The sequence below is a fragment of the Alicyclobacillus tolerans genome (genome assembly GCF_048984885.1).
In the GTDB taxonomy this organism is placed as follows: Bacteria; Bacillota; Bacilli; order Alicyclobacillales; family Alicyclobacillaceae; genus Alicyclobacillus_I; species Alicyclobacillus_I tolerans.
The window spans coordinates 2,066,381-2,089,918 of sequence record NZ_JBMGNK010000002.1; the positions used below are offsets into that span (position 1 = coordinate 2,066,381).

The following is a 23,538-nucleotide window of genomic DNA, read 5'->3' on the forward strand; positions in this document are numbered from 1 at the left end:
TCCCTTTTAACAATTTTCTTGCCAACTGCATGAATACGGCAAAGGCTGTACATACCCATTTTGATTATACACTACTCCTACCGCAGTATTGGCAAAAGGAGACCTAACCATGGTTATGATTTGAGTAGAATTTCCTTTGATAACTCGAATCTGAAAATTATACTTCCCAACTTCAAATTCAGTTGGAAAACGAGTATCTCCTGCACGTATATCTTGAAGAATTTTGTTTGTTAATAGATGAGCTTCTGTCTCAACAGCAAAAGTATTCATAAACATCTGATTCCTCCCACTATAAATTAATGTTTTCTTCTATTTACTCTCTCATTCTCACGATTACGCACCTTGACAATTTGAGAGGGATTGCCAGAATGCTAGATGTGCCAATTTTCAAACGGATACTCCGTGGCAGGAACAGAGATTGGCGTTAATTTACCAATACATGGAACATAATGATGTTCGCACCTTTGGATGTCCACACGTTCCCTTGCGGTTTACCCTCCCATGTCACACTGGGTCTATGCCCTCACATTCCTTCGTTCTACCTCTCAAGGGGTGGATGCCGTTTCTTGCTCCTTTGCTGGGTCGTTGCCCTTATGGAATAGTTACTACGGCTTATCCGTGCTTTCGTTTGTCTTGGTCTTTCATCGTGTCTCACAAGCGAGTAAGTTGAAGTACGAGTTTGAATCAGTTAAGCAGCCATCTGTAGTTGGGACTTCCGAAGCGGTCCCAGTAAATCTTCAGAGTTGTACGGTACTTGCTTTGTCCCCAATGTGTGCAGGACACGAATGAGCTTTCCACACAGCGCAATGAGCGACTGTTTCTTCTTCAAGGGATTGCATGTTCGTGTCGTATAGTAATGGTGCAAAGCCTTGAACTCTGGATTCGTAGCTACCATCGGTAATATCGCTCGGAATAGAAGTGCCCTCAGCCGTGAGCGTCCACGTTTAGAGATGCCAGTTTTCCCTTTTCTCTTGCCAGAGCTGTTTTCTTTCAAATTGAGTCCAGCAAGCCGAATGATCTGCTGCCCATGGTCATATCCCTGAAGGTCACCGACTTCAGCCAGGAAGCCAGCAAGTGTCGTTACACCCATCCCTGGTACACTCAGCATCTCGTCAGTGCCTGGAATCTGGTTGAGCAGTTGCTCCACCTGAGCCATGATTTCGTCACGTTGCCGAGTGAACATGTCGTATTGCTCCAGTAGAGCCGTCAGTTCCAACCGAGCAGCCTTGAGTCCCTCTTTCAGACCAATGGACTTTTCAGCGGCTGTTACGAGCCGTTTTGCTCGCTTTATACCGACAGCCCGTTTCACACCGCCACTTTTCCACTGGTTCACAATCTCACTGGCGCCTAGTAAGACGAGGTCCTGTGGAAACGGAGACTCACGCAGTGTAATGAGAGATGCCTTGCCTTCCCAATCCTTGAACACCTGGGTGTATTCCGGAAAGAACCGGTCGAGCCAGTTCTGTATCCGCCGCTGCACCTGACCTAGATTCACCATAACCTTTTCCCTCAGGTTCATGAGGATTCGTAAATCCGCATAGACACCTGTTGGGAGTTTGGGCTCGGTGTACTTGCCGTCCTTCACGAGATTCGCAATGACCTTAGCATCCTTGTAGTCGTTCTTCGTCGGCGAGTTATCCTCCAACTCTTTGCTCTTGTTGACGTGATGCGGATTCACGAGCACGAATCGAACGTTCAAGTCTTGAATGAAGGCACCTAACGGGAACCAGTAGTGTCCGGTCGGCTCAACGCCAAAGACGACATCCGTCTTGCCGTGCAGCCGTTGCAACTCCGTCATCCACGTTACGAGTTTCGTCAGACCCTCATCGTCATTGCTAAAAACGCACTCTCTACCGAGCTCAATTCCACGAAAATCAATGGCTCTCGCTACATGCGTTTGCTTCGCAATGTCCGCTCCCACAATGATGGTAGCGTCGGTAATTTGTTGGATTCGTTGATTTTGCTTCTGTTGCATCTTATACTTCACGTTGAGCGTCCTCCTCAATTAGGGAATGAATGTCCTGCATTCGGAACCCAGCATACAGGAGGCGCTCTTTTTGTTTCAAACCCGAAATTAATTCATTACAGGAATGGCTCTTGATGATAAAAAGTGCACTTGAAACCATTCCAGCAGAAAGTACCGATGCAAGAAAACAAAATAACATGACAATAAATGAATTGAACCCCATGAAGCAATGAGTTGATTTGGAATTATTCCTGATTAAATATTTTATTCCAATCAAGAAATTCAAGATGGTGATTTTGACAGTCGAAGCTATATCCCAGAATAATTTTGTTACCTTCGATTTCTGCTGTAAAGCTCCGTAATCCAAGCGCAACAACCTCAACACCACCATAGTTGCTAATTCTAATCAGCTCGTTTTTATCATTTAATCTATATCGAACGACTGAGCCATTTTCTAAACTAAGCAGTAGTTCATTTTGACCTAAAATTACTTGACTCGCTTCTTCCATATCAAGACCGAAAATTCTTTGTATAGATAAACTATCAATAGTATCCGTATCTATTTTCTGAATATTTTTCCATCCCGGTAGAAGTGCTAAAATTACAGAAACAATGGAAATAAACAGCACTGTATTGATAAAAATGGAAGTCATTGTCTCCCATAGTACAAACCCTACTGACTCTAATTGCATAAGATTTTGAATTTGTTTAAGTCGGGAAATCAAAAGTTTCACATGAAACCCCATCACAAATATGACATGCTTCAAAAACCCATTTTACAGTTGAACTGGTATTTATAGATTGACAAGAGTTATAGCTCTTTACAGTTGATAGAGTCATTGATTTTTCGAATTTAGAAATAAGTTGAATGGAGGAGGTCATCAACTGAATTTGGTCATGATCTGTTCGCTCAGCTTGTAATGTATAATTTAAACTGAACAAAGATATGAAAGCACTGCATGAAGTTAATATCCAAATTAAAATCGATTCTAGAAAAGTCATAATGCGCCATCTGGATTAACAGCTAATCCGCTTCCCATATAAAGATTTACATTTCCCGTTGAGTTTCCTGCCTTCAACCGAATTACACCCGCTATGGTAGAACTTCCATCTGCCTTATATATAATTCGATTTGAATAAAGCGAGAGAATTCCATCTCGATAGCTTACTCCTGGATCTAATGGAGTCCAACCTTGTATAGGTCCATTTTGATATATCCAATATTCAGCTGAAAATGGAGCAAAAGTAAAAATTACTGGTTTTTTATTTTCCGTGGCAAGTAGTTGTGACTCGGATAAAATATCTGACAGCTTAAAAAGATTATTTTCTAACAAAACGTGGTTAAAAGTATTGAGCATCTTTGGTATGGCTAAGAATGAGAATAGTGAAACTACACAAAGCCAAACCATGATTTCAAGCAATGTAAAACCATGAAAAATAAGGCGTTTTTGAATGTTTACGTCATACATCAATACTATCAATCTCCTTTGTCAGGAATTCGATAGAGAATCTGTTGAAGTTACTGTGACAGAGTTTCCATTGCCGTCATTAATAATAAACTGACCTCCACAAGGATCGACAGGCACGCTATTGAGCAATCCAGCACTTACAAGGGTTTGTAATTGTTGTTGAGTATTTCCTGTAGGAAATGAATAATTCATCAATTGATACTCAGACAGTGCAGATTGAATTACCTGTTCATCTTGAAGTAGTGCAGTATATTCTGCTTTTTTCCCGGCTTCTAATAATTGAGGAGCTGCGACAGCAATCATAACAGCCATAATAAATACTGAAACCATTAACTCAAGCAACGTAAAACCACGAAATTCCCAAAATACGACGCTTTTTAGATTTTTCATTTTCTAAATCACCAACCCCTGTTTTAATGAATAGGAAAATGCATACTCATTTGATTTATCAATTTATACATAGGCATAAATGTAGAATAGACAACTAATCCTAAATTGCATCCCATCCAAAGAGTCATTGCGGGTTCAATAGAGTGAAGAATTTTATCTAAAATCTTTTTTCTTTTCAAATTACTTTGATTTTTGTAATTTAATAACGAAAAGACCAGGTCACCTGTTTTCTCTCCCAATTTAATACTGTATTGAAGAAAAGGATCAAAATAATTATGGTTACTAAATATTTCTCCAATTGAATTGCCAAGCAGAATATGCTTAAGCATATATTTACAACGATTTCTACACCAAAAAGGTATATTAGACATAAATGATAATTTTTCAAGAGAATCGACAAAGGGTACTCCAGCTGAAATTAATTCTGTGATACTCTCTACTAAAAATATATTTTGATTTAAAATCAGCCAGAAACGACATGGAATTGGAATGGACATTTGCAACCAATCCAACTGTAGATATCGATTTATCAAAAAACAGATGAAAGACAATAGAAATCCAATTACAGCAGCAAACAAACAGATACTTGGAAAATCTAGGACAATGTACTCCCACCGAATGATTGAATGACGTGTATATTGCATATAAAGTGATAAAAAAGAAGGTAAAATGAATTTTTTTACGATGATTGAAAAAACAACAACCATTAACCATAAAAACAGTGGATAAATTAACTTTTTAATAATCTCATTTTTTAACTCGCGTTTTTCTTGCATCCGTTCAGAAATTGACTTTAATACAGAAGATAAATTTCCTGTATTTTCAGCGATTTCGATAACTGAAAGTTGAAGAGAAGGAATTTTATCTCTCAAAAAATCAGACAATTTATTTCCCTTATAAAGGCTGGCTACGTACGGAGAGTTATTTGTTGCAGAAAATAGTTCTATTAATTCAGTCACTGAAATTCCTGAGTCAAGCAATTGCGCCCAATCTTTTAATTGATGATCATTCAGTCGTTTGCCTTGTTTCTTTTTAAATCTAAAGAATGTTTCTATGGGTTGTTCCATTGTCGACGCAACTCCGTCCACATTTCATTATCTAAAATCAATGATCTTTGCATAGCATTGATCTCAGAAAGTTGAAAAATTGCTTTTCGCTCTCTCTCAATACCGCTATACTGACAAATAGTACAACCACTGCCTTTGCATTCTCGGCATTCTATAGAAACTAATTTTTGAATTAAAATAGCAATTAATAATTCAGAAATAAACGATTTAGAGATGCCCAACTCATGTAATCGTGCAATTGCACCTATTTCATCCCGCGCATGAGTAGTCGATAAAACCATTCTCCCACTTAAAGCAGCTCTGATAGCCATATTCGCAGTCAATGGATCCCTAATTTCACCTATCATTAAAACATCAGGATCTTGCCTTAATAATGAAGTGATTCCCATTTCAAAAGTCATTCCTGATCTTTCTCTGACTTCGATTTGCTTCAAGTCATTCATTCGGTATTCGACAGGATGTTCAAGACTGACAACACTTCTACCTAATTGTGATAAATAATGCGTCATTGTATAGAGGGAAGTGGTTTTCCCAGAATTGGTGGGTCCCACTATTAAAATAAGCCCATCTTCCTTATTTAGTATTTTTTTCAATGATTCCGAGATCTTTGGAGACATGCCAAGATTCTCAAAGGAAGAAGGGTGATAACTGGATTGAAATAACCTTAATACTATAGATTCTCCAGATACTGTTGGTATACTGGAGACTCTGACAGAACATTTTCTAATACCATCATCCCACTCAAAAACTCCATCTTGAGGAATTCTAAGATCCGTCAAATCCATTTTGGCTAAAGCTTTAATTCTGCGTACCATTAAAGAACCTTCCTGTAACCAGCTTTGAAATGGATGGATTGTTCCCCTCATCCGAAATGAAACTTTAAGTACTTCATTTTCTAAATACAGATGAACATCACTGACATTCCATAGTAAAGCGGTGTCGAGTATGGATTGTACAGCTATAACAGATTGGACGTCCTGCCTCATTTTCTTCACCTGACCAGTCTCATTCAATCCTAACGCTGGTATAATTCGTCCATCTCATTTAATTTCCTTTTTACAATTTATTATTAAATATAAATTCTTGAGAACTATAGAATTTCACAAAATATTCCGTAGATCGTGAGTGAAAAATAGAAACGAGGACATGAAAAGATGCCCACTCATGCAGAAGATGATCTGCAGTGGACATTTGTGCAGGAGCTTTGTCACCAATGTGTGAATGTACTGTTGCCATAATCTCATATTTTTCTTTATGAAAAAAATAAAGTAAAGGTACAAATTTTTCAACATCCCAATAGAAATGATCGGAACTTGAAAATACAGGAATAGGAAAAAAACATACTTCGCCATTCAAATCCCGAACAAGAAAACCAGCCGATTCCCTCGGGAAATTCGAGCACAAGTAATATAATACATTTGAAGAAATATATTTCCACCAATTAGGCTCAGCAACATTATTCCACAAAATCAAATTCCATATCTCCAATTTGGACTGTGTCACCATCTTGTGCACCTTTTTGGCGTAAAGCTTCATCTACACCCTGTAGTTTCATTATTCTTTGAAAGCGAAAAACAGCATCTTGTTGTGAAAAATTTGTCATTTTTATCATTTTTTCCAGTTGAGAGCTTATGACAATATATCGGTTACCTTCTTTACGAATTTCAAATTTTTTGTTCTCTTCAAAACGATAGATTTTTTTCTCTTCAGAAGGTTGATTCTCTTGAAGTTTCTCTTCTTCTTTACGTTGATTAAGAATCACTTGAAGATTTTCATAAGTCATATTTAGCAGCTTGTCTAATCCCTCACCAGTTAATGTAGAAACCGTCAAAACCTGAAGATCAGGATAACGATGAAGGAATTTTTGAAGATGTTCTTGAGCATCTGGTACATCCATTTTGTTAGCAACCACAATTTGTGGTTTGTCTTCAAGGTGCTTATGATAATATTTTAATTCATGTTGAATAATCTCATAGTCAGAGATCGGATCTCTTCCTTCCATTGCAGCCATATCGATCACATGAATCAGAAGAAGAGTACGTTCAATATGGCGTAAAAAATCCAAACCTAATCCATGTCCTTCATGCGCCCCTTCGATTAGACCAGGTAAATCGGCCATAACAAAGCTTCTTCCCTCATCTAAACGAACGACACCCAATTCTGGGGTTAACGTAGTAAATGGATATGCCGCAACTTTAGGACGAGCTGCAGAGACTTTACTTAACAATGTACTTTTCCCCACACTCGGAAAACCTATCAATCCTACATCTGCAAGTACTTTCAATTCTAATTCAATCCATCTTTCTTGTCCCGGCTCTCCTTTTTCGGCCATATCAGGTGCTTTATTACTCTCGGAAGCAAATCGTGTATTGCCTCTACCCCCTCTGCCTCCCTTAGCAACAACTAGTTTTTGGCCATGATGAACAAGATCGCCAAGAAATTCGTTGGTATCTAAATCTCTGATAACTGTTCCCGGTGGAACTTTAACTATAAAATCATCTGCTGAAGCTCCATGTTGATTTTTCGGCTTACCTCGCTCACCTGATTTAGCTTTAAAATGTTTTTGATATTTAAAATCAATCAATGTCCTTAATCCTTCATCAACTATAAATACAACATCTCCACCACGTCCCCCATCTCCACCTGCTGGCCCCCCTAAAGGTACGTATTTCTCTCTTCTATAACTGACGATACCATCACCACCGTCTCCACCTTTTACATAAATTTTAGCTTGATCAATAAACATCAGTTACACCCTTTCATTCAAATTGAACATGAAACAACGGTTGCATCAATTTCGATAATTTAATTTCCATTTCTTTTATCCACTCTAAATATTCGTATTGTAACTTCATAGGTAATATAAAGAATAGTTGAAGTGTATCCAGGCTCTTTTTTGTTTTTATCGTAAGAGGTTTATGCAAATATTGATTTGCAAAATTATTTAATTCTATAAGCGTGCAGATCAAGGTATCCAATCCAAAAAGATGAGTCACTTCATTAATTTGTGAAATAAATTCACATTGAAGGTAGGAACATTCTGCAAAAACTTCTATAACAGGACCGGGAATTTGAGAATTTTGTAACTCTGATAAAGAACGCAACCAAATCGACAATTGATCGATATGCTCCAAAGCAGATTCTAAACGGTTCATTTGCATATAAGCGCGAATCAATTGAAGTTTATTGAGCACTTCATGGCGATGACCACGAAACCAAGATAGTTTATCCTGCAAAGCGGGCTCCTCCAAAAAAAGCCTGGCCTTTAAAGGCCAAGCTCGATTCCTCATCTGATACTGTCTACTCTACCTATTGAATTATAGGTTAGTTTTGAGCCGACACTGTTTCTAAAACAGGATATACACTTACTTTCTTTTTCCCTCGGCCAAATGGCTCAAACTTAACTTTGCCCTCTAATTTTGCAAATAAGGTATCATCTTTACCAATACCAACATTCGTGCCAGGATGAATTTTAGTACCACGTTGACGAACTAAAATACTCCCAGCCGTCACCAATTGACCGTCTGCCCGTTTAACACCCAGACGCTTCGATTCACTGTCTCGACCGTTACGGGTACTTGAAACACCTTTTTTATGAGCAAATCTTTGCAAATTCATTAACAACATCACGAAAACACTCCCATCCTACAATACTAGGATTCAATTGAATAGATTTGAACATATTCTGGATATTGCTGACAAATTTGTTCAATACCCAAGACAAACGAAGATATAAGAAGACAAACTTCTTTACTCACATTTTGAGGAATAGAAACTGACATCTTCTGTCCAGTATCTGTCACATGTAATGCTGTTCCTGCTAAGACTTCACAAGAGTTAATGCAATTATAGGCTAAAACAGAAACTGCAGCACATACAATATCCTTGCCATTTACATCAAACCCTGCATGTCCATGGATTTCAAAACTCACTACTTGTTGATTGGAAGTACGAACAAAAACTTTAATCACAAATACTCAACCCTGGATGGTTTCAATTTTCAATTTCGTGAAGGGCTGACGATGACCTTGTTTTTTGTGATAATTCTTTTTAGCTTTATATTTAAAAACAATGATTTTTTTATCTTTACCGTGAGATTCCACAACAGCTTTAACAACTGCGCCTTCCACATAAGGTGTGCCAATTTTAAGCTGTCCATTGTTTTGAATTAAAAACACCTTATCCAAAAGTACCGTTTGGCCAACTTCAACTGGTAATTTTTCAACCGTTATAGTTTGCCCTTCCTCAACTTTAAACTGTTTTCCTCCAGATTCCACGATTGCGTACATAAAGCACCTCTGTTTTCAGAACTCGCTGCTAAGGTTGCCTAAATGCATTTTAACCTTTCACAAGCGGCATGTGCGTATAGCAAGCACTCTTTATAGAATAACAAAAATCAAAAAACAATGCAATTGCACATACTGTATGGTATTTGTACACTCATCTAACGAACTAATTCTTTTAATAATTCTTCCATTGATTTCATCCAATCTCCGCGAAATACTGCAGTAGCGATTTCACTTTCATCTATCATACCCATGATTTCTCCAGTATCTCCAAGAACGTAAAATAACATATAACGATCGGGGCTACAGCGCAGTGCTGCATCTCTAACACTTGCGGATGCAGATACTGCTAATGAGGTAATAGAATTAGTAACTGGATAATTTTGATGTTTATTTCTTAAAAATTGCATAGTTTCTAGGCGCACTTTTTTTCGCCCTGTAAGTGCCCCGACAAACAGAAAAATTGCCAGCATAAACGCTCCCAGATGAGGTTTACCAACTACAAAAGTAATCACGGAAAAACAGAACAGGAGAACCGACAAGATAATCGCCATTTGATATGCCTCCCTTGTCGCATGTTCATATCCTATTTCTCTCGCCCGGATTGCTCGGATAATTCTCCCTCCATCAAGCGGTAAAGCAGGTAACATATTGAACATGAATATCCAAAAATTGATTAAAAAAAACGAATTCCAATAACTAGAGAATAGCGGAGATCGGGTGAATATATATCCGATTGGAATGAGCAGAATATTTACAGCAGGGCCTGCAATAGCAATTGAAGATTCGCGCCTGGGATGAAATCCAATAGATTGATCTTTTAGCTCTGCCATTCCACCAAAGGGTAGCAAAGTAATTTTATCAATCTCATATCCATACTTTTTAGCCACAATGACATGACCAAACTCATGCAATAAAACAATCCCAAAAAGCATCAATGCTTGTATAACAAATCCACTTGGAATGGCCAACAAAATCATAATGGCAAAAAGTGGGTGAATATGAATGATATTTTTTTTTCGCATGATACAGTTCAATCTTGTCAGCATAGAAAGACCTCGATAATTTGTACTATTCATTAAAATTTTATCCATTGATGCGGATTTTCAAATTGTCCGTTTTTGAACATTGAAAACCTTAATACAGGTTGACTACTATTTGCAGGCATATGACCTATAATTTGTCCTGCATAGACATACTGATGAATTTTTACAGTCACATTTGCTAAACCCGCATAAAGAGAATACCCAAAGCTTCCGTTATTAATTTCCACCAATTCATCCTTACCATCTTTAGAAATTGCAACCACATTACCCGAACCCGCTGCATCAACTACAGCTCCCGGTACCGTCTGTATCCAAATTTCAGGATGAGCATTCGAATAGTCAGCAACAAGGACGCCAGAAACGGGGTCATGCAATTTTTCTGCAGCTTGTACACCAAAGCTTGGCAATTGAATGCGTAATTGTTGAGCCAATTTATCCAAAAACGGCATAACTTTACTTGTTTCATCATTACTCATTGCCCATTGATAACCTAGATGTAAACGATTGGAGGTGGTATTGTGCATTTGTAAGGAATAGATACCTGCTAAAACAAGCGCAAGCGATCCGAATATTTTCCAAATAAATAGAGGATGATTTAAGCCTCGAGCATCTTTCTTCTTTAAAGAAAGATTTGAACTCACAGATTTGGGGATAAAACGATTTTGTTTTCCAAAACCTCGACTTACTTTTCTCCATGTAGGAGAATCCATTTGTTGCAAACCACCGTGATCGTCCGCAAATCCATAAGGAGACAATGACTCGTCAACCCAACGTTTCGGTAACTGGCTTGGCGAACTCGATTCGACATTAGAATTTTCATGAGGTGAAATGGCAAATGGATTTTCTTCATAGAAATCTTCAGTTTTGTTTTTTTTCGATATCAAACGATTCAGACGATCTTTGAAAAATGAGTTACTGGATTTTAACATCATGCAGCATCTCCTTTTGTTTTCAAGACAAAAGTATGATGCTAGAGGTAAATCTATGTATAACTTTATGATTTACTACCAAATACTTTTTTAAATTTACCCCATAACCCACGTTGCTCTTCCAAAACCATCAGTGGTACGGAATCACCAAGCATGCGCCGAGCAATATTGCGATAGGCCATAGATGCTTTGGAATCCGGTTTTATAACGGTTGGTTCACCTTTATTGGCATTGCTGATAATGGCTTCATCATCCGGAACAATTCCCAGCAAATCAATAGCTAGTACTTGAACGATTTCATCAATATCAAGCATTTCTCCACGTTTAACCATTTGCGGACGAATACGGTTGACAACCAATTTTGGCGTCAAGACTCCTTCATTTTCTAGCAGACCAATAACTCTATCAGCATCGCGTACTGCCGGGGTTTCGGGAGTCGTGACAACAATAGCCCGATCAGCTCCAGATACGGCTACCCTAAATCCTAATTCAATACCTGCAGGACAATCTATAATGACAAAATCAAAGTCTTCCTTTAGTTTCATGACTAAACTTTTCATCATATCGACGGTTAAAGCAGACTTGTCTTTCGTTTGAGCAGCGGGTAACAGGGACAGATGGTCAAAACGTTTATCACGAATGAGAGCCTGATCTAACCGACAGTCTCCCGTAGCAACGTCCACAATGTCGTAAACAATTCGATTTTCTAAACCTAGTACAACATCTAAATTTCGCAAACCTATGTCTGCATCTATCAACACAACACTTTTGCCAAGCAACGCCAACGCCGAACCAATATTGGCGGTAGTTGTGGTCTTTCCAACGCCACCTTTTCCGGAAGTTACAACGATTGAAGTACCCAAAAAATTCAAACCTCCTGAAATTACTGAGAGTGTTCTTTCTCTAACCGAACTTTCATCGTCCAATTATGCAAAGTATCGAGTTTATCAATAGCGATTCCCTCTTCACTGAGATAAGCAAATTCCATAGTCGTTTTTAAAGCTCTTTTCGGGCTCTCTGGGGCGCTGCTCATCATGTCCGCAATACGAATTTGCATAGGAGAAAATTCTGCAGCTGCAATAATAGTTGACCAATCGCCCAAGATTCCTGCATGAGCAATTCCTCTCAAACGTCCCAAACAGTATATATCACCCGTAGCCTGCACTTCACCGCCAGGATTCACATCCCCAATAATAACTACATCACCATCAAAAACCATTTTTTGTCCTGCACGTATCGTTCCTTTCCAAAGTGTCTGACGAACATTCGTTTTCTGATTTTCAAAAAGAGAGCGTTTGGCTAAAGTGGATGGTCCCCATTCTTTTATGAATAAATTGTCTTTCTCCATTAACAAATGTAATATTTTAATTAATTCATAATCATGTTCAGAAGATAATTGCCTATTGCCATAATCAATAGAGATGGCTACACCCGGCCCAGAAAAAAACGATTTTTTTTCACCATTAAGTAAACTATCCAAATCTTCGAGCAAACGACTAAGTTCAGCTTGATCGTCTAAAAGCAACAATAAACCTTCCTTAGTTCCTTTAAGTGTTACTGTAGCCCGTTCGCCGTTTGAAAGTCTTTCGCTTTCCAGCAGCAAATACACTCCCCCATTTATACAATAGCCCGGCGAAAAGAATTCGCTATTAAAAAATTAACTCCTGCTCCAAATGGAATATTGCCAAAATAAAATCATAGAAATAGAACTTATCATTCTCCATCAGGAACTTTGCCATAGTGATTGTCAGCAGAAATCGCCAAAAATTTTATTGCTAAAGGATAAAGCAAAAGAACCAATATACCATTTATTAACATTTGTTCAAGAGATTGGTAGATTACAGTAATCCAACTATAAGCTGTTACACCGAACATGCGTGTAAACCCAAAAGTTAACCAAACATCAATAAAGCTGCAACATAGGGTGACCAAAAAAGTTATGGTTATATTCTTGTGCATAAATTGTGCAAATGCAGCAGCAGCAAAATAAGCTATGACTGCGAGAGCAAAAGCATTAAGGCCAATAAATGAACCAAATACTACGTCTTGAATCAAACCTAAAAGCAACCCTAAAAACAGTGCGGGTTTCGTTCCCCTCATAAGCGCTACAAGAACAAGCCCGACAAGAACAAAGTCGGGCTGAATCGCGTTGTAAGGCGGGATTTGAAAAACAGTGGACTGAAGTATCAATCCTATCCATAACGCGATAAAAGTTACAAAAATTTTCATTTTAATGTTTCCCCAATCGTTTTTGTTTTTGTAACAACAAAAACGTGCTGTAGATAATTTAAATTAGCCGCAGGAATAATCGTTGCACTTTGGGCTGAACCTTGAGGTCCTGTCTGTACGCTTGAAATCGTACCTATCAATATGCCTTTAGGATATATATCACTGAGTCCAGACGTTACCACTTTCTCTCCAACTGACACCTGAATCAATGGAGCCCAAAAGCTCATCTGTAATTGACCAGCAATCCGAGTCGAACCAACTACGATCCCAAAAGGTTGTTGACCAGAAGAAGTTTGTACAAATGCAGAAACTCCATCCCCCAATTGTGTATCTGTAATGAGAACTACCTTGGCACTATTACTCGAAACGACAGATACACGACCTACCAAGCTACCATCTGGAGATACTACGGACATATCAGGTTTTACCCCTTGATTAAGACCAGCATCTATCAACAACTCAGAATTCCATGTTGAAGGATCTCGACCCGTTACATCAGCAGGAACAAGTGACATAGACTGATTTATCGTCTGTTTATAACCTAACATTTTCTCTAATTGTTGAATTTGAGCTTTAGAATCCACCAGTTGTGATTGAATGCTTTCGTAATTTTGTAGCTCGCTCTTCAACTGTGCGTTCTGCTGATATAGTTGTTGTAAATTACTTAACCCAGAAAAAAAGGAAGTCACCTGACTTACAGGTTGATAAATTAACCCGGATACAGCACTCTCTGTATTCATAATAATTTGTTCAGGAAAATTGGCTATTCTTCCCGTTCCACCCAGAGTAATACCAGCCAGAACAATTAGCAAAATGATGCTCACCAATAAAACGAATAATCTTCTGCTGGAAAATAACCGGGACACCCGAATCCCACATCCTATCTATTGCGCCTTAAACTTGGAATTATGCCCTACCCTGAGCCTTTCGCATCATTGCGCTTCTTCTCCGATAAACATCATAATTGTCAAGCGCTTTTCCTGTTCCAACAGCAACGCAATCTAATGGGTTTTCTGCAACGACAACCGGCATTCCCGTCTCATCTGAAAGTCGTTTATCCAAATGGCGTAAGAGCGCCCCTCCACCAGTAAGAACGATTCCGCGATCCATAATATCCGCCGCTAATTCAGGAGGTGATTTTTCCAAAGTAACTTTAACCGCCTCAATAATTGAAGAAACGGTATCCGAAAGTGCTTCGCCAATTTCTTTTGCATTAACAGTAAAATTCTTTGGCAAACCTGTGAGCAAATCACGACCGCGAATATCCATTTGACCTTCTTCCAGTCCGGGTATAGCCGTGCCAATTTGAATCTTTAGCTCTTCAGCAGTACGCTCGCCAATCATTAAATTATAAGACTTTTTAATATACTGTATGATAGCCTCATCCAATTCATCGCCAGCAACGCGTATAGAACGGCTTGTTACTATTCCGCCCAGTGATATAATGGCAACCTCGGTTGTTCCACCGCCTATATCCACAACCATCGAACCGGTCGGTTCACCCACAGGCAATCCCGCCCCAATAGCTGCTGCCATGGGTTCTTCAATCGTTTGCGCATCTTTTGCTCCCGCCTCCAGAGCTGCGTCTTCTACTGCACGCTTTTCAACAGCTGTAATCCCAGATGGCACACTAATCATTACACGCGGCTTTCCTGACCAATTGGACTTTGTCTTCATGGCCTGTCTAATAAAATGACGCAACATGGTTGATGTAGTCTGAAAATCAGCAATGACACCATCTTTTAATGGCCGAACAGCGACTATATTTCCCGGCGTTCTGCCTATCATCTGCTTGGCTTCAGTACCTACAGCTTCAATCGCACCAGTATCCGTTCTCATAGCAACAACAGAAGGTTCTCTTAGTACAATTCCTTTACCTTTTACATAAACCAACGTATTGGCTGTACCCAAATCAACGCCCATATCTCGCACTGAAAACATCGGTCAACAAACCCCTCTCAACAATTCCCAGCCCATCATACCCAAATCACATACATTTTAATAAATCATATTAGATGCTTTGCTTTCAAGCTGCAAAATCGACCATCGCCAATAATAATGTGATCGAGCAATTCAATACCTAATATTCTGCCGACCTCATCCAAGCGCTGTGTAACGCATATATCTTCCTTACTTGGTGTAGGATCTCCACTTGGGTGATTATGCATGCATAAAATTGCTGAAGCACTTCTCCTTACAGCAGGCATAAAAATTTCTCGAGGATGAACAATGGAGGCATCCAGACTTCCAATAGACGAAACTTCCTTAGCCATGAGTCTGTGCTTCGTATCTAAATAAAGTGTAACAAAATGTTCTCGCTTTAGGTATCGCAATTCCTCCATAACTAAATTGGCAGCATCTTCCGCACTGCGAATAATAGGATACACTTCAGAAGGTGGAGCAATGACTCTTCGCCCTAATTCTACAGCAGCACAAATTTGCAAAGCTTTATTCCTTCCAACTCCATGAAGCTTCGTCAATTCTTCAAGTCTAACATCAATAAGACCTTGAATACCACCCACGGCTTCTAAAATTTGTTTAGCCAAGTCGAACACAGAACAATCACGATGACCAACCTGTAGAATAATGGCTAACAATTCATCTGATCTTAATGATTCTGGACCATGTAGGATAAGTCTTTCACGTGGTTGATCTTTACTTGGGAAATTCATTTTTTTGGGACCTTCCACCCTGATTCCTCGCCTTCTGATCAACTGGTAAACACAGAGTAGAGAAATCATACTAGGTCCACAATAAAGAAAGGTAACATGATTCTTCATTATTTTAATTGATATATGCAACTTTATGAACTTTATTTAAAACTATCTTTCTATGCAATTTTATTTGTAGGAGTTAATAGGTATCCAGATTTGAAATGCTTTCATTAAGTCTTTTTGAGCTGCTATACGTTCATTCTCCAAACTAGCTCGATATGCCAATTCTAGATATTGATTAACTTTTATGATTTGTATGGGCAAACCTGTAGTTTGAATTTGATAATTATTTAAACGTTCGGTAAGCCAATGATTATACGTTGTATCGACAATGTTCATATTTTCTCCATCCTCTACATGCGCCAACAAGGAAAGAATTAGACTATTCTCCATATTTATATCTTTTTCTGCTTGTTTATTTAAAGATAAACTGGATTGTGGAAGTATGGGAATTGTACGAATAGGTACAGTTAATAATTCAATTTTAACAGGAATATCAGATTTTTCTAATTTTTGTTCTTCGGACAACAGTGGTGTTGGCTCCAAAGCCATGTCCAATGTATGATATTGTCTGCTGCCATCTGTAAAGTGTATTTCTGTGGATAAACCGATGCCCTTCACTTGTTTTTGATGTTGACCAGTATATTCCATTGCCCATACTGTAAAACCAGGAAATTGCAATAATGAATGATGACCTGTTTGTAAAACTGGCACTTCTTGTGATGCAGCAGGTTCTGTCTCAACGCGATTTATAGAATGATACTGGATGATATGACTCCAGATGAGAATCATACATCCAAAAATGAGACCTGTAATCATTCCAAGCTGAAATTTTTCTTTTGAGGATAAAAAAAAATGAATTTGACGATTTAATAATTGCTTTAGCCAATCTCCGAATTTACTATTTTTATGAGAATGAAACGTTTGATGAAAAGATTTATGATGCATATACTCTACTGGATTAGCTGCGCGGAATATATGAATTGGTTTTAAGACAGGTGGCTGGTTTGCATTGACTTGGTCGATTTTTTTGTCTTTCTTATCCGATTCGATTTCATTTTCTTCAATTGGAAGCCCATTTTGTTGAGCTACAACCCATTCTTCTCCGCCCACTCGAACTAAAGTGCCGTATGCGTAATTCGATTTTTGATAGGAAGGCTTCTCCATAGATGTCCATCCCCTTTTTTTACCTATCCAAATTGACTGGTATCTATTTTGAAAGATAGGACATTCTATGAAAAACCATCTAAAAATAGAATGAAAAAGTAGCCTTGAAAGGCTACTTTTTCATCTGGTTCAGTTTTACGTGACTCCGCTCACCCAATCTCAAAAAATCTTTAGTTAAGAATATAGGCAGTTACTGTCCGCGCCCCCCACGCGTCCGCCAAGGCGGCATTGGCCATACAAATGTCTATATGATAGCCAACAATAGCACTACCTGTATCCTCTGCATGCACAACCCCAATTCCCGGGATATAAAGTGTCGTGCCATAGGGTATGACATTCGGATCGACCGCAATCACACCCGGTCTAGCGAGCCACCCAGTTGAGGTGACCCCTCCTTCTACATATGCCGTGGCTAAAACGGTAATTTCACCACTAAACATGCCAGGAGAATAACTTCTGCTCGACACTTCATAGGTTTGAGGAGAAGTTCCAACCAAAACAATTTTTGATTGGGGTTGACGAATCCATTTACGTTCAACATGTTCACTGACCAACTTATTATTTACAAAATTACGGATTGTCTTCACTTGAAGCAACCCTTTCACACCGTACGACAGCACCTGCGTTTGCCCAACAAATAATTTTTGTGTTCGCCGTTGTATGGTCTGAAATGGTATCTCTTGTAATTTTGTATATATTTTCTGCTGGTCTTTTTGTATAACAATTTCACTATGGTTGACGATGGGTTGTGACAAAGGTAGAGATACTTTATCACCAGGCTGAAGATGGATATGATCCATTTCCAAAACTTCGTCAACATTTTGCCCAAAAGTCCATACAGTTTGCCAATGCCCTTGATTATCAATTTTCACCACAGCCGGAGTTTCAATTTGAATAACCATGCCTGGTTGTACAGGGGTACTCAATCCAGGCTGAACCCAATCATGATGATTCAATTGATAACCATGTTCTCTTAAAAAAGAAGCAACTGATTCTTGATGTTCTGTTTGAAACACAATGCGTTGCCCATTGTCATCCACTGTAACTTTTCCCGGAACTTTTGCGCTCGCCACTGTGCCAAGCGAAACCAACATTGCTGTAGCGCCGAGGAATGAGTACAGTACTTTAGACTTTGGAATACGCACTCCACCACCTCTTCTCATGGATATACCGAGAAAAGGGTGATATTCAGAGCCACATTGGGTGTTAGTATACCTATATCAGGGACAAAGTGCAAACCAGATAAAGGTTACTATCTCTTAGTAAGCAATCCCTCAACTCGGTTGTACAAACAGCTTGATTGCTATTCATCATAACGGACGGTCTTTAAAAAGTTTGCCGAAAGTTGTCATAGCAACCCTATCAGCCTCGAAAAAAATTTGTTGCTTTTCTAGTAATTCACGAATATGCATTTCCATGGTTTGCATTCCTTCTTCACGAGAAGTTTGCATAATCGACCGTATTTGATGAACTTTTTCTTGTCGAATCAAGTTGGCAACAGCCGTATTACCGATGAGAATTTCATAGGCAGCGACACGTTGCTTGTCTGGTCCACGAAATAGTTTTTGCGCAATCACTGCTTGCAGAATATTAGCTAATTGAACTCTTATTTGTTGTTGCTGTATAGCGGGAAACACGTCAATGATTCTTTCAATAGCACTCGTCGCATCTGGAGTATGCAAAGTAGTGAAAACCAAATGGCCAGTCTCTGCTGCAGTGATAGCTGTAGCCATAGTTTCGATATCACGCATTTCACCCAGCAACAAAATGTCTGGATCTTGGCGCAAAGCTGACCTTAGTCCATCCGCGTAACTGTTCGTGTCTCTTCCTATTTCTCGCTGTTCAATGAGACATCCCATATGTGAATAGAGAAATTCGATAGGATCTTCCAAAGTGATAATTTTTTTCTTCTGGGTTTGGTTAATATGCTGGATCATTGCAGCGAGTGTCGTCGATTTACCCGATCCTGTAGGACCCGTAACAATAACAAGACCATGACTAAGTTGGCAAAGATGTAAAAAAATTTTAGGCATATTCATCTCGGACAAGCTCGGTATTTGACTAGGTATAATACGGATGGCAAGTGAAAGTTGTTCTCGTTGTATATAGGCATTTATACGATATCGAAACTTATCATGAAGGCTAAAAAGCATGTCGATATTTTTTTCCTTTTGCAACTTAGCTAACTGCTCTTCTGTCATAATCAACTTAGCAAAAGAACGGATGTCGTCCGACTCTAACTCACGTTCAATGGCAACCAGCATGCCTTGAATGCGTAATATCGGCGGAGAACCTACACTCAAATGAATATCGGATGCGTTGTGCAGGACAGCCTTCTCCAATAACTCAAGGATATTCAAATAACACACCTCTATTTCAAAGAATTGAAATATACCAATGAGTGATTTGTTGTCCCAAGAGCATCCAAAAAGCTGTCGCTGCAGTGATAAAAGGAACAAAAGGTATAGCTGTTTTGGGATTCAATTTTTTTACAAACAACAAAGGAATACAGATAATGCAACCAAAGAAGGAGGCAAGAGATAATATCCATAAACAACCTGTTATCCCACATACCGTCCCTATATTGAGAAATATCAACGCATCGCCAAATCCCATTTTTCTTCCGCTCAATAAAATTAAAATAAGAATCAGAAAAAAACCAAAAATGGCAGAGATGATTTCCAGCAAAAACGAAATATGAAGTAAAAAAATCATCAAAACAAAAAATACTAGAAACGCGAGTATAGAAAGTGGAGCAGAAATAGAATAATTGATTCTATCACCGCTTGCCAAAACGAATAAAAATGCAATAAAGATGAAATAAATCAAAAATTTGATGATATAAACTTTTGTGGTGGAAATTTCTATCCATAAAGCTTCAGCCAGAGTAGCATATGCCAATATCCACATAGGATAATAGAATGAACTTTTCAATTGATGAATGACATGTTTAGAGCTATCTACAAGAGATGCAGCAGAATGTTGAACCAGTTTTTCTCCAACTGCTATACAAAACAAACCTATCAAAGATCCCAGTATAAAAATAACAAAAGATTTAAAATACAGAAAAAATACGAGTTTACAATGCAGCCAAACCACCCCCGAAAAAACATATCTCAACACATTTTCGTCAAATTCGACTTTTCCACCTGTTTTCAAAACGATGGATTGGACAAACTATGGTAGAATAGAGTCAGAGCATTAAAAAGGGGATGAAAGAATGCCGTTTTTTTATTATCTGGTCTGGGGATTAATCGCTATACTGGCCATTGGCGTTCTATCTATATTTTTGGCTTTCTTTATTAAAATAGCTATCTTGCTGGCTTTGATTGCATTTGCATATTACTGGTTTTCCAAAGCAGTTTATTATCGTAAACAGAGAAAAAATTGGCGACATTAAATAATGAAATACATTTTTGCGAAATAATTTAAGAAACAATAAAAAGAGAGCCGTTTGATGAAAGCGACTCTCTTTGCTTATGCACTAAAGCTTGTTCTAACAAAGTCTAAATGGACAGACTGTTTCTGTATAAAAACTAAACCAATGCTCTTGCTTCACTTGGATTGCTTTTTAGTGCTTCGCTCAGTCGATGGGCAACTTGCCATATATCACCTGCCCCCATGGTTAAAACTAAGTCTCCGGGTTGCACCGTACTTAACAAATACTGGAGTACTTCATTTTTTGTTTTTAAAAAACGGACAGATGGATTACTTTTGACTCGAATCTGTTCTACCAAGCGTTCAGCCGTGACACCTTCTATTCTCCTCTCACCGGCCGGAGAATAAATATCTGCTATGACCACCTCATCCGCACCACTAAACGCTTGCGAAAATGCATCAAAGAGGAAATACGTTCTTGTATATCTTTGCGGTTGAAAAACGGCTACAATTCGACGCTTGGTTGCTTGAGCCGCTGCAATGGTAGCACGTATTTCTGTTGGATGGTGAGCATAGTCGTCAATAATAAGAATATTTTGTACATCCCCAATAACTTGAAATCGACGTTTGGCACCATGAAACTCAGAGAGGGCTTGCGCCATTTTTTCAAACGTTAAACCAGCTTCCAACCCAACCGCTAGGCAAGCCATGGCATTCATAATATTATGAATACCTGGCAATTGTAACCTCAGTGTACCCAGCACTTCTCCATTTAATCTGATTTCTGAAATACTACCGCGATCGATCAGATGAATCGAATGAGCAGTAATATTTGCTTGTGAATCTGGATTAGCTGAAAAAGTAACCACTCGGCAGGGCGCGCTTGCCGCGAACTTCTGCATATGCGGGTCTTCCGCCGAAGTAACCAGTAAACCATTTGACTGGATTTGCGACACAAACTGTTGATACGCATTCAAGAGATTTGAAAAATCCCCGCCATAGTGTTCCAGATGATCTGGCTCTACGTTAGTAACGACTGCAATATGGGGATGGTAATGAAGAAAAGAGCCATCACTTTCATCAGCCTCTGCTACCACATAGTTTCCACAGCCAGCACGTGCGTTTTCTCCCAGGTTGCTTACAACCCCACCAATGACAAATGTAGGTTCACACTCGCACCGTTCCATCATATAAGCAATCATAGAGGAAGTTGTTGTTTTCCCATGTGCTCCAGTGACTGCGATCCCCATCCGGTCTTCCATCAGCCGCGCGAGCATTTCCGACCGATGCAAGACCGGAATATCCCGCCTTTTGGCTTCCATTAGTTCCACATTATCTGGTGCAATCATGGTATTGTAAACTACGACGTCTGCACCCGCCACCTGCTCTGCACGATGGCCATAAAAAACTGTGGCTCCCCGCTCCTCTAAGCGTACAGCCAATTCCTGTCTGGAAACATCTGAACCGGACACTTCAAATCCCATATCCATTAATACTCGCGCAATCGCACTCATTCCATAGCCGCCAATGCCCACAAAATGCACGTGCTTGAACGATTTCACGCGCATCACCATCCCATCTGCAGAAATTGCCCAACACTATCCAGTTAGTTAAAAATAGCATGCCTCGCTTCATGAACCGTATACAAGGAGCCGCAAACCAACGCGAACTCGCCTAGGTTGACAGCTCGCTGCATCGCTGCAGGAATTGATATAGCTACTTCGACAGATTTCGACGGATACCTTTCACGAATCTTATCAGCTAGATGTTCTTTTGCAAAAGCTCGGCTGGTTTGCGGTGCAGTCACTATCACGTTTGCAGCATCCGGCACCAAAATATCAATCATTCGATCAATTTCTTTATCCGAAAGAATTCCTAAGACCAATGTCCATTCAACATTCTCTCTACCACACCTCGCTAACCAAGCAAGCATGGTTTTCAAGCTGGCCGCTGCTCCTTCTGGATTATGTGCTCCATCTAAAATAAAAGTTCGATTCTGCCATTGGAGCACCTCAAAGCGCATTGGCCACGAGACACGGCTCATAGCTTCACGCAGTGCATGCGCATCAGGCAGCAACCCGATGGACTCCAGCATAGCCAGCGCTACTGCTGCATTTTCAACTTGATGGGCGCCGTGTAACGGCAAAAAAATGCCCCCTATATCGCAATGCAATCCCCTGTAAAATAGCCGCTGTCCCAGCAGTTCCATCTTTTCCAATATGGCAGCCACATCACGTCCTACACGAATTAATGGGGCTGTTTGTTGCTGCGCAATCGCTTCTATCACACGGTACGCAACATCCTGCGCAGCGGTGACTATCGGGACGTTCGATTTTATAATGCCAGCTTTATCATAGGCAATATGCCGCAGAGTGGGACCCAGTATTTCCACATGATCCATGCCTACATTTGTTATACAGGTAACCAGCGGTTTCACTACATTTGTGGAGTCATAACGTCCACCGAGACCTGTTTCCCATACGACATGTGAAACTTGCTGCTCTGCAAAATAAAGTAAAGCCATGCCCGTCAGAACCTCAAACTCTGTTAACGGATCGTCCCCATCTACCCGTTCACAAGCCGTGCGGACACGCTGAGCCAATCGAAAAAAATTCTTTTCGTCTACAGGCTGCTTTTGTAGCGTAAACCTTCCCCGATAACCATCAAAAGAAGGCGAAGTAAATGTACCAACAAGATGGGTAGGATTGGCCATGAGCAACGAAGTCAGCATTGCTGCAACTGAACCTTTTCCGTTTGTTCCAGCGATATGCAAAAACTGCAGTCCTTGCTCAGGATGATGCAATTCTTCTAGCAGTTTTTGCATTCGCTCCAAACCAGGCCGAACGCCAAAGCGTTGCCTGCCTTTAAGCCACGCTTCTATACTTTCTTCTGCCAAG

The 23,538-nt window shown here is 39.5% G+C and carries 28 protein-coding genes; 1 reads left to right on the forward strand and 27 read right to left on the reverse strand.

Annotation, left to right across the window (positions count from 1 at the left end):
- Positions 1-6: 6 nt before the first annotated feature.
- The 25 genes from ACOJUR_RS10410 to ACOJUR_RS10530 form a co-directional block, all read right to left on the reverse strand.
- Complete coding sequence (locus ACOJUR_RS10410; protein WP_072874169.1) at positions 7-276, reverse strand: hypothetical protein; 270 nt, start codon at positions 274-276, stop codon at positions 7-9.
- Between the two features lie 412 nt (positions 277-688).
- Positions 689-1,975: an IS110 family RNA-guided transposase gene (locus ACOJUR_RS10415; protein ID WP_420950494.1), complete on the reverse strand. Its 1,287-nt coding sequence runs from the start codon at positions 1,973-1,975 to the stop codon at positions 689-691.
- A gap of 236 nt (positions 1,976-2,211) precedes the next feature.
- Positions 2,212-2,712, reverse strand: a complete 501-nt coding sequence (locus tag ACOJUR_RS10420; protein ID WP_420949944.1) for a hypothetical protein — start codon at positions 2,710-2,712, stop codon at positions 2,212-2,214.
- A gap of 252 nt (positions 2,713-2,964) precedes the next feature.
- Positions 2,965-3,438, reverse strand: coding sequence for a hypothetical protein (locus ACOJUR_RS10425; RefSeq protein ID WP_420949945.1), 474 nt, complete (start codon positions 3,436-3,438; stop codon positions 2,965-2,967).
- Between the two features lie 18 nt (positions 3,439-3,456).
- Entirely contained in the window at positions 3,457-3,825 is a 369-nt protein-coding gene (locus ACOJUR_RS10430) for a prepilin-type N-terminal cleavage/methylation domain-containing protein (protein WP_072875255.1), read from the reverse strand.
- A 23-nt stretch (positions 3,826-3,848) separates the two neighbouring features.
- Positions 3,849-4,892: a type II secretion system F family protein gene (locus tag ACOJUR_RS10435; RefSeq protein WP_420949946.1), complete on the reverse strand. Its 1,044-nt coding sequence runs from the start codon at positions 4,890-4,892 to the stop codon at positions 3,849-3,851.
- Positions 4,877-5,878 carry a GspE/PulE family protein gene (locus ACOJUR_RS10440; protein ID WP_238413728.1) on the reverse strand — a complete coding sequence of 334 codons (1,002 nt, stop codon included), beginning with the start codon at positions 5,876-5,878 and terminating at the stop codon, positions 4,877-4,879. Before ACOJUR_RS10440 ends, ACOJUR_RS10435 begins: the two co-directional genes overlap by 16 nt.
- 70 nt (positions 5,879-5,948) lie before the next feature.
- The gene (locus tag ACOJUR_RS10445; RefSeq protein ID WP_238413688.1) at positions 5,949-6,365 is read right to left on the reverse strand and encodes an MPN domain-containing protein; all 417 of its coding nucleotides are present in this window, start codon (positions 6,363-6,365) and stop codon (positions 5,949-5,951) included.
- The gene (obgE, locus tag ACOJUR_RS10450; RefSeq protein WP_306954451.1) at positions 6,349-7,638 is read right to left on the reverse strand and encodes a GTPase ObgE; all 1,290 of its coding nucleotides are present in this window, start codon (positions 7,636-7,638) and stop codon (positions 6,349-6,351) included. Before obgE ends, ACOJUR_RS10445 begins: the two co-directional genes overlap by 17 nt.
- 13 nt (positions 7,639-7,651) lie before the next feature.
- On the reverse strand, positions 7,652-8,128 hold the full coding sequence (locus ACOJUR_RS10455) for a Spo0B domain-containing protein (RefSeq protein ID WP_420949947.1): 477 nt from the start codon (positions 8,126-8,128) through the stop codon (positions 7,652-7,654).
- 88 nt (positions 8,129-8,216) lie between these two features.
- Positions 8,217-8,519, reverse strand: coding sequence for a 50S ribosomal protein L27 (rpmA, locus tag ACOJUR_RS10460; protein WP_072875261.1), 303 nt, complete (start codon positions 8,517-8,519; stop codon positions 8,217-8,219).
- 26 nt (positions 8,520-8,545) lie between these two features.
- Positions 8,546-8,863, reverse strand: coding sequence for a ribosomal-processing cysteine protease Prp (locus ACOJUR_RS10465; RefSeq protein WP_072875262.1), 318 nt, complete (start codon positions 8,861-8,863; stop codon positions 8,546-8,548).
- 6 nt (positions 8,864-8,869) lie between these two features.
- Complete coding sequence (gene rplU, locus ACOJUR_RS10470) at positions 8,870-9,181, reverse strand: 50S ribosomal protein L21 (protein WP_072875263.1); 312 nt, start codon at positions 9,179-9,181, stop codon at positions 8,870-8,872.
- 155 nt (positions 9,182-9,336) lie between these two features.
- A complete protein-coding gene (locus tag ACOJUR_RS10475) occupies positions 9,337-10,203 on the reverse strand; it encodes a M50 family metallopeptidase (RefSeq protein ID WP_165612040.1) in 867 nt (288 codons plus the stop codon).
- Between the two features lie 53 nt (positions 10,204-10,256).
- Entirely contained in the window at positions 10,257-11,153 is an 897-nt protein-coding gene (locus ACOJUR_RS10480) for a peptidoglycan DD-metalloendopeptidase family protein (protein ID WP_420949948.1), read from the reverse strand.
- A 65-nt stretch (positions 11,154-11,218) separates the two neighbouring features.
- The gene (gene minD / locus ACOJUR_RS10485) at positions 11,219-12,016 is read right to left on the reverse strand and encodes a septum site-determining protein MinD (RefSeq protein WP_072875266.1); all 798 of its coding nucleotides are present in this window, start codon (positions 12,014-12,016) and stop codon (positions 11,219-11,221) included.
- 20 nt (positions 12,017-12,036) lie between these two features.
- Positions 12,037-12,762, reverse strand: a complete 726-nt coding sequence (locus ACOJUR_RS10490; protein ID WP_083574396.1) for a septum site-determining protein MinC — start codon at positions 12,760-12,762, stop codon at positions 12,037-12,039.
- A gap of 104 nt (positions 12,763-12,866) precedes the next feature.
- The gene (gene mreD / locus ACOJUR_RS10495) at positions 12,867-13,382 is read right to left on the reverse strand and encodes a rod shape-determining protein MreD (RefSeq protein WP_203115403.1); all 516 of its coding nucleotides are present in this window, start codon (positions 13,380-13,382) and stop codon (positions 12,867-12,869) included.
- Positions 13,379-14,248 (reverse strand): rod shape-determining protein MreC, encoded by an 870-nt coding sequence (gene mreC, locus ACOJUR_RS10500; RefSeq protein WP_420949949.1) that lies wholly within the window; start codon positions 14,246-14,248, stop codon positions 13,379-13,381. Before mreC ends, mreD begins: the two co-directional genes overlap by 4 nt.
- 40 nt (positions 14,249-14,288) lie before the next feature.
- A complete protein-coding gene (locus ACOJUR_RS10505) occupies positions 14,289-15,323 on the reverse strand; it encodes a rod shape-determining protein (RefSeq protein ID WP_072875270.1) in 1,035 nt (344 codons plus the stop codon).
- 65 nt (positions 15,324-15,388) lie between these two features.
- Positions 15,389-16,078, reverse strand: a complete 690-nt coding sequence (gene radC / locus ACOJUR_RS10510) for a RadC family protein (RefSeq protein WP_370541562.1) — start codon at positions 16,076-16,078, stop codon at positions 15,389-15,391.
- 144 nt (positions 16,079-16,222) lie between these two features.
- Positions 16,223-17,209, reverse strand: a complete 987-nt coding sequence (locus ACOJUR_RS10515) for a hypothetical protein (protein ID WP_420949950.1) — start codon at positions 17,207-17,209, stop codon at positions 16,223-16,225.
- 224 nt (positions 17,210-17,433) lie between these two features.
- The gene (locus ACOJUR_RS10520) at positions 17,434-18,408 is read right to left on the reverse strand and encodes a ubiquitin-like domain-containing protein (protein ID WP_420949951.1); all 975 of its coding nucleotides are present in this window, start codon (positions 18,406-18,408) and stop codon (positions 17,434-17,436) included.
- 165 nt (positions 18,409-18,573) lie between these two features.
- A complete protein-coding gene (locus tag ACOJUR_RS10525) occupies positions 18,574-19,623 on the reverse strand; it encodes a type IV pilus twitching motility protein PilT (protein WP_420949952.1) in 1,050 nt (349 codons plus the stop codon).
- A 16-nt stretch (positions 19,624-19,639) separates the two neighbouring features.
- Positions 19,640-20,383, reverse strand: a complete 744-nt coding sequence (locus tag ACOJUR_RS10530; protein ID WP_420949953.1) for an A24 family peptidase — start codon at positions 20,381-20,383, stop codon at positions 19,640-19,642.
- Positions 20,384-20,483: 100 nt separating this feature from the next.
- Between ACOJUR_RS10530 and ACOJUR_RS10535 the strand changes: the two genes are divergently transcribed.
- Complete coding sequence (locus ACOJUR_RS10535) at positions 20,484-20,663, forward strand: hypothetical protein (protein WP_072875275.1); 180 nt, start codon at positions 20,484-20,486, stop codon at positions 20,661-20,663.
- Positions 20,664-20,799: 136 nt separating this feature from the next.
- Here the strand turns inward: ACOJUR_RS10535 and murC are convergent, their stop codons facing one another.
- Together murC and ACOJUR_RS10545 are read right to left on the reverse strand one after the other, a co-directional pair.
- Positions 20,800-22,203, reverse strand: coding sequence for a UDP-N-acetylmuramate--L-alanine ligase (murC, locus tag ACOJUR_RS10540; RefSeq protein WP_420949954.1), 1,404 nt, complete (start codon positions 22,201-22,203; stop codon positions 20,800-20,802).
- Positions 22,204-22,247: 44 nt separating this feature from the next.
- Positions 22,248-23,537: a bifunctional folylpolyglutamate synthase/dihydrofolate synthase gene (locus ACOJUR_RS10545; protein ID WP_420949955.1), complete on the reverse strand. Its 1,290-nt coding sequence runs from the start codon at positions 23,535-23,537 to the stop codon at positions 22,248-22,250.
- Between the last annotated feature and the right edge of the window lies 1 nt (position 23,538).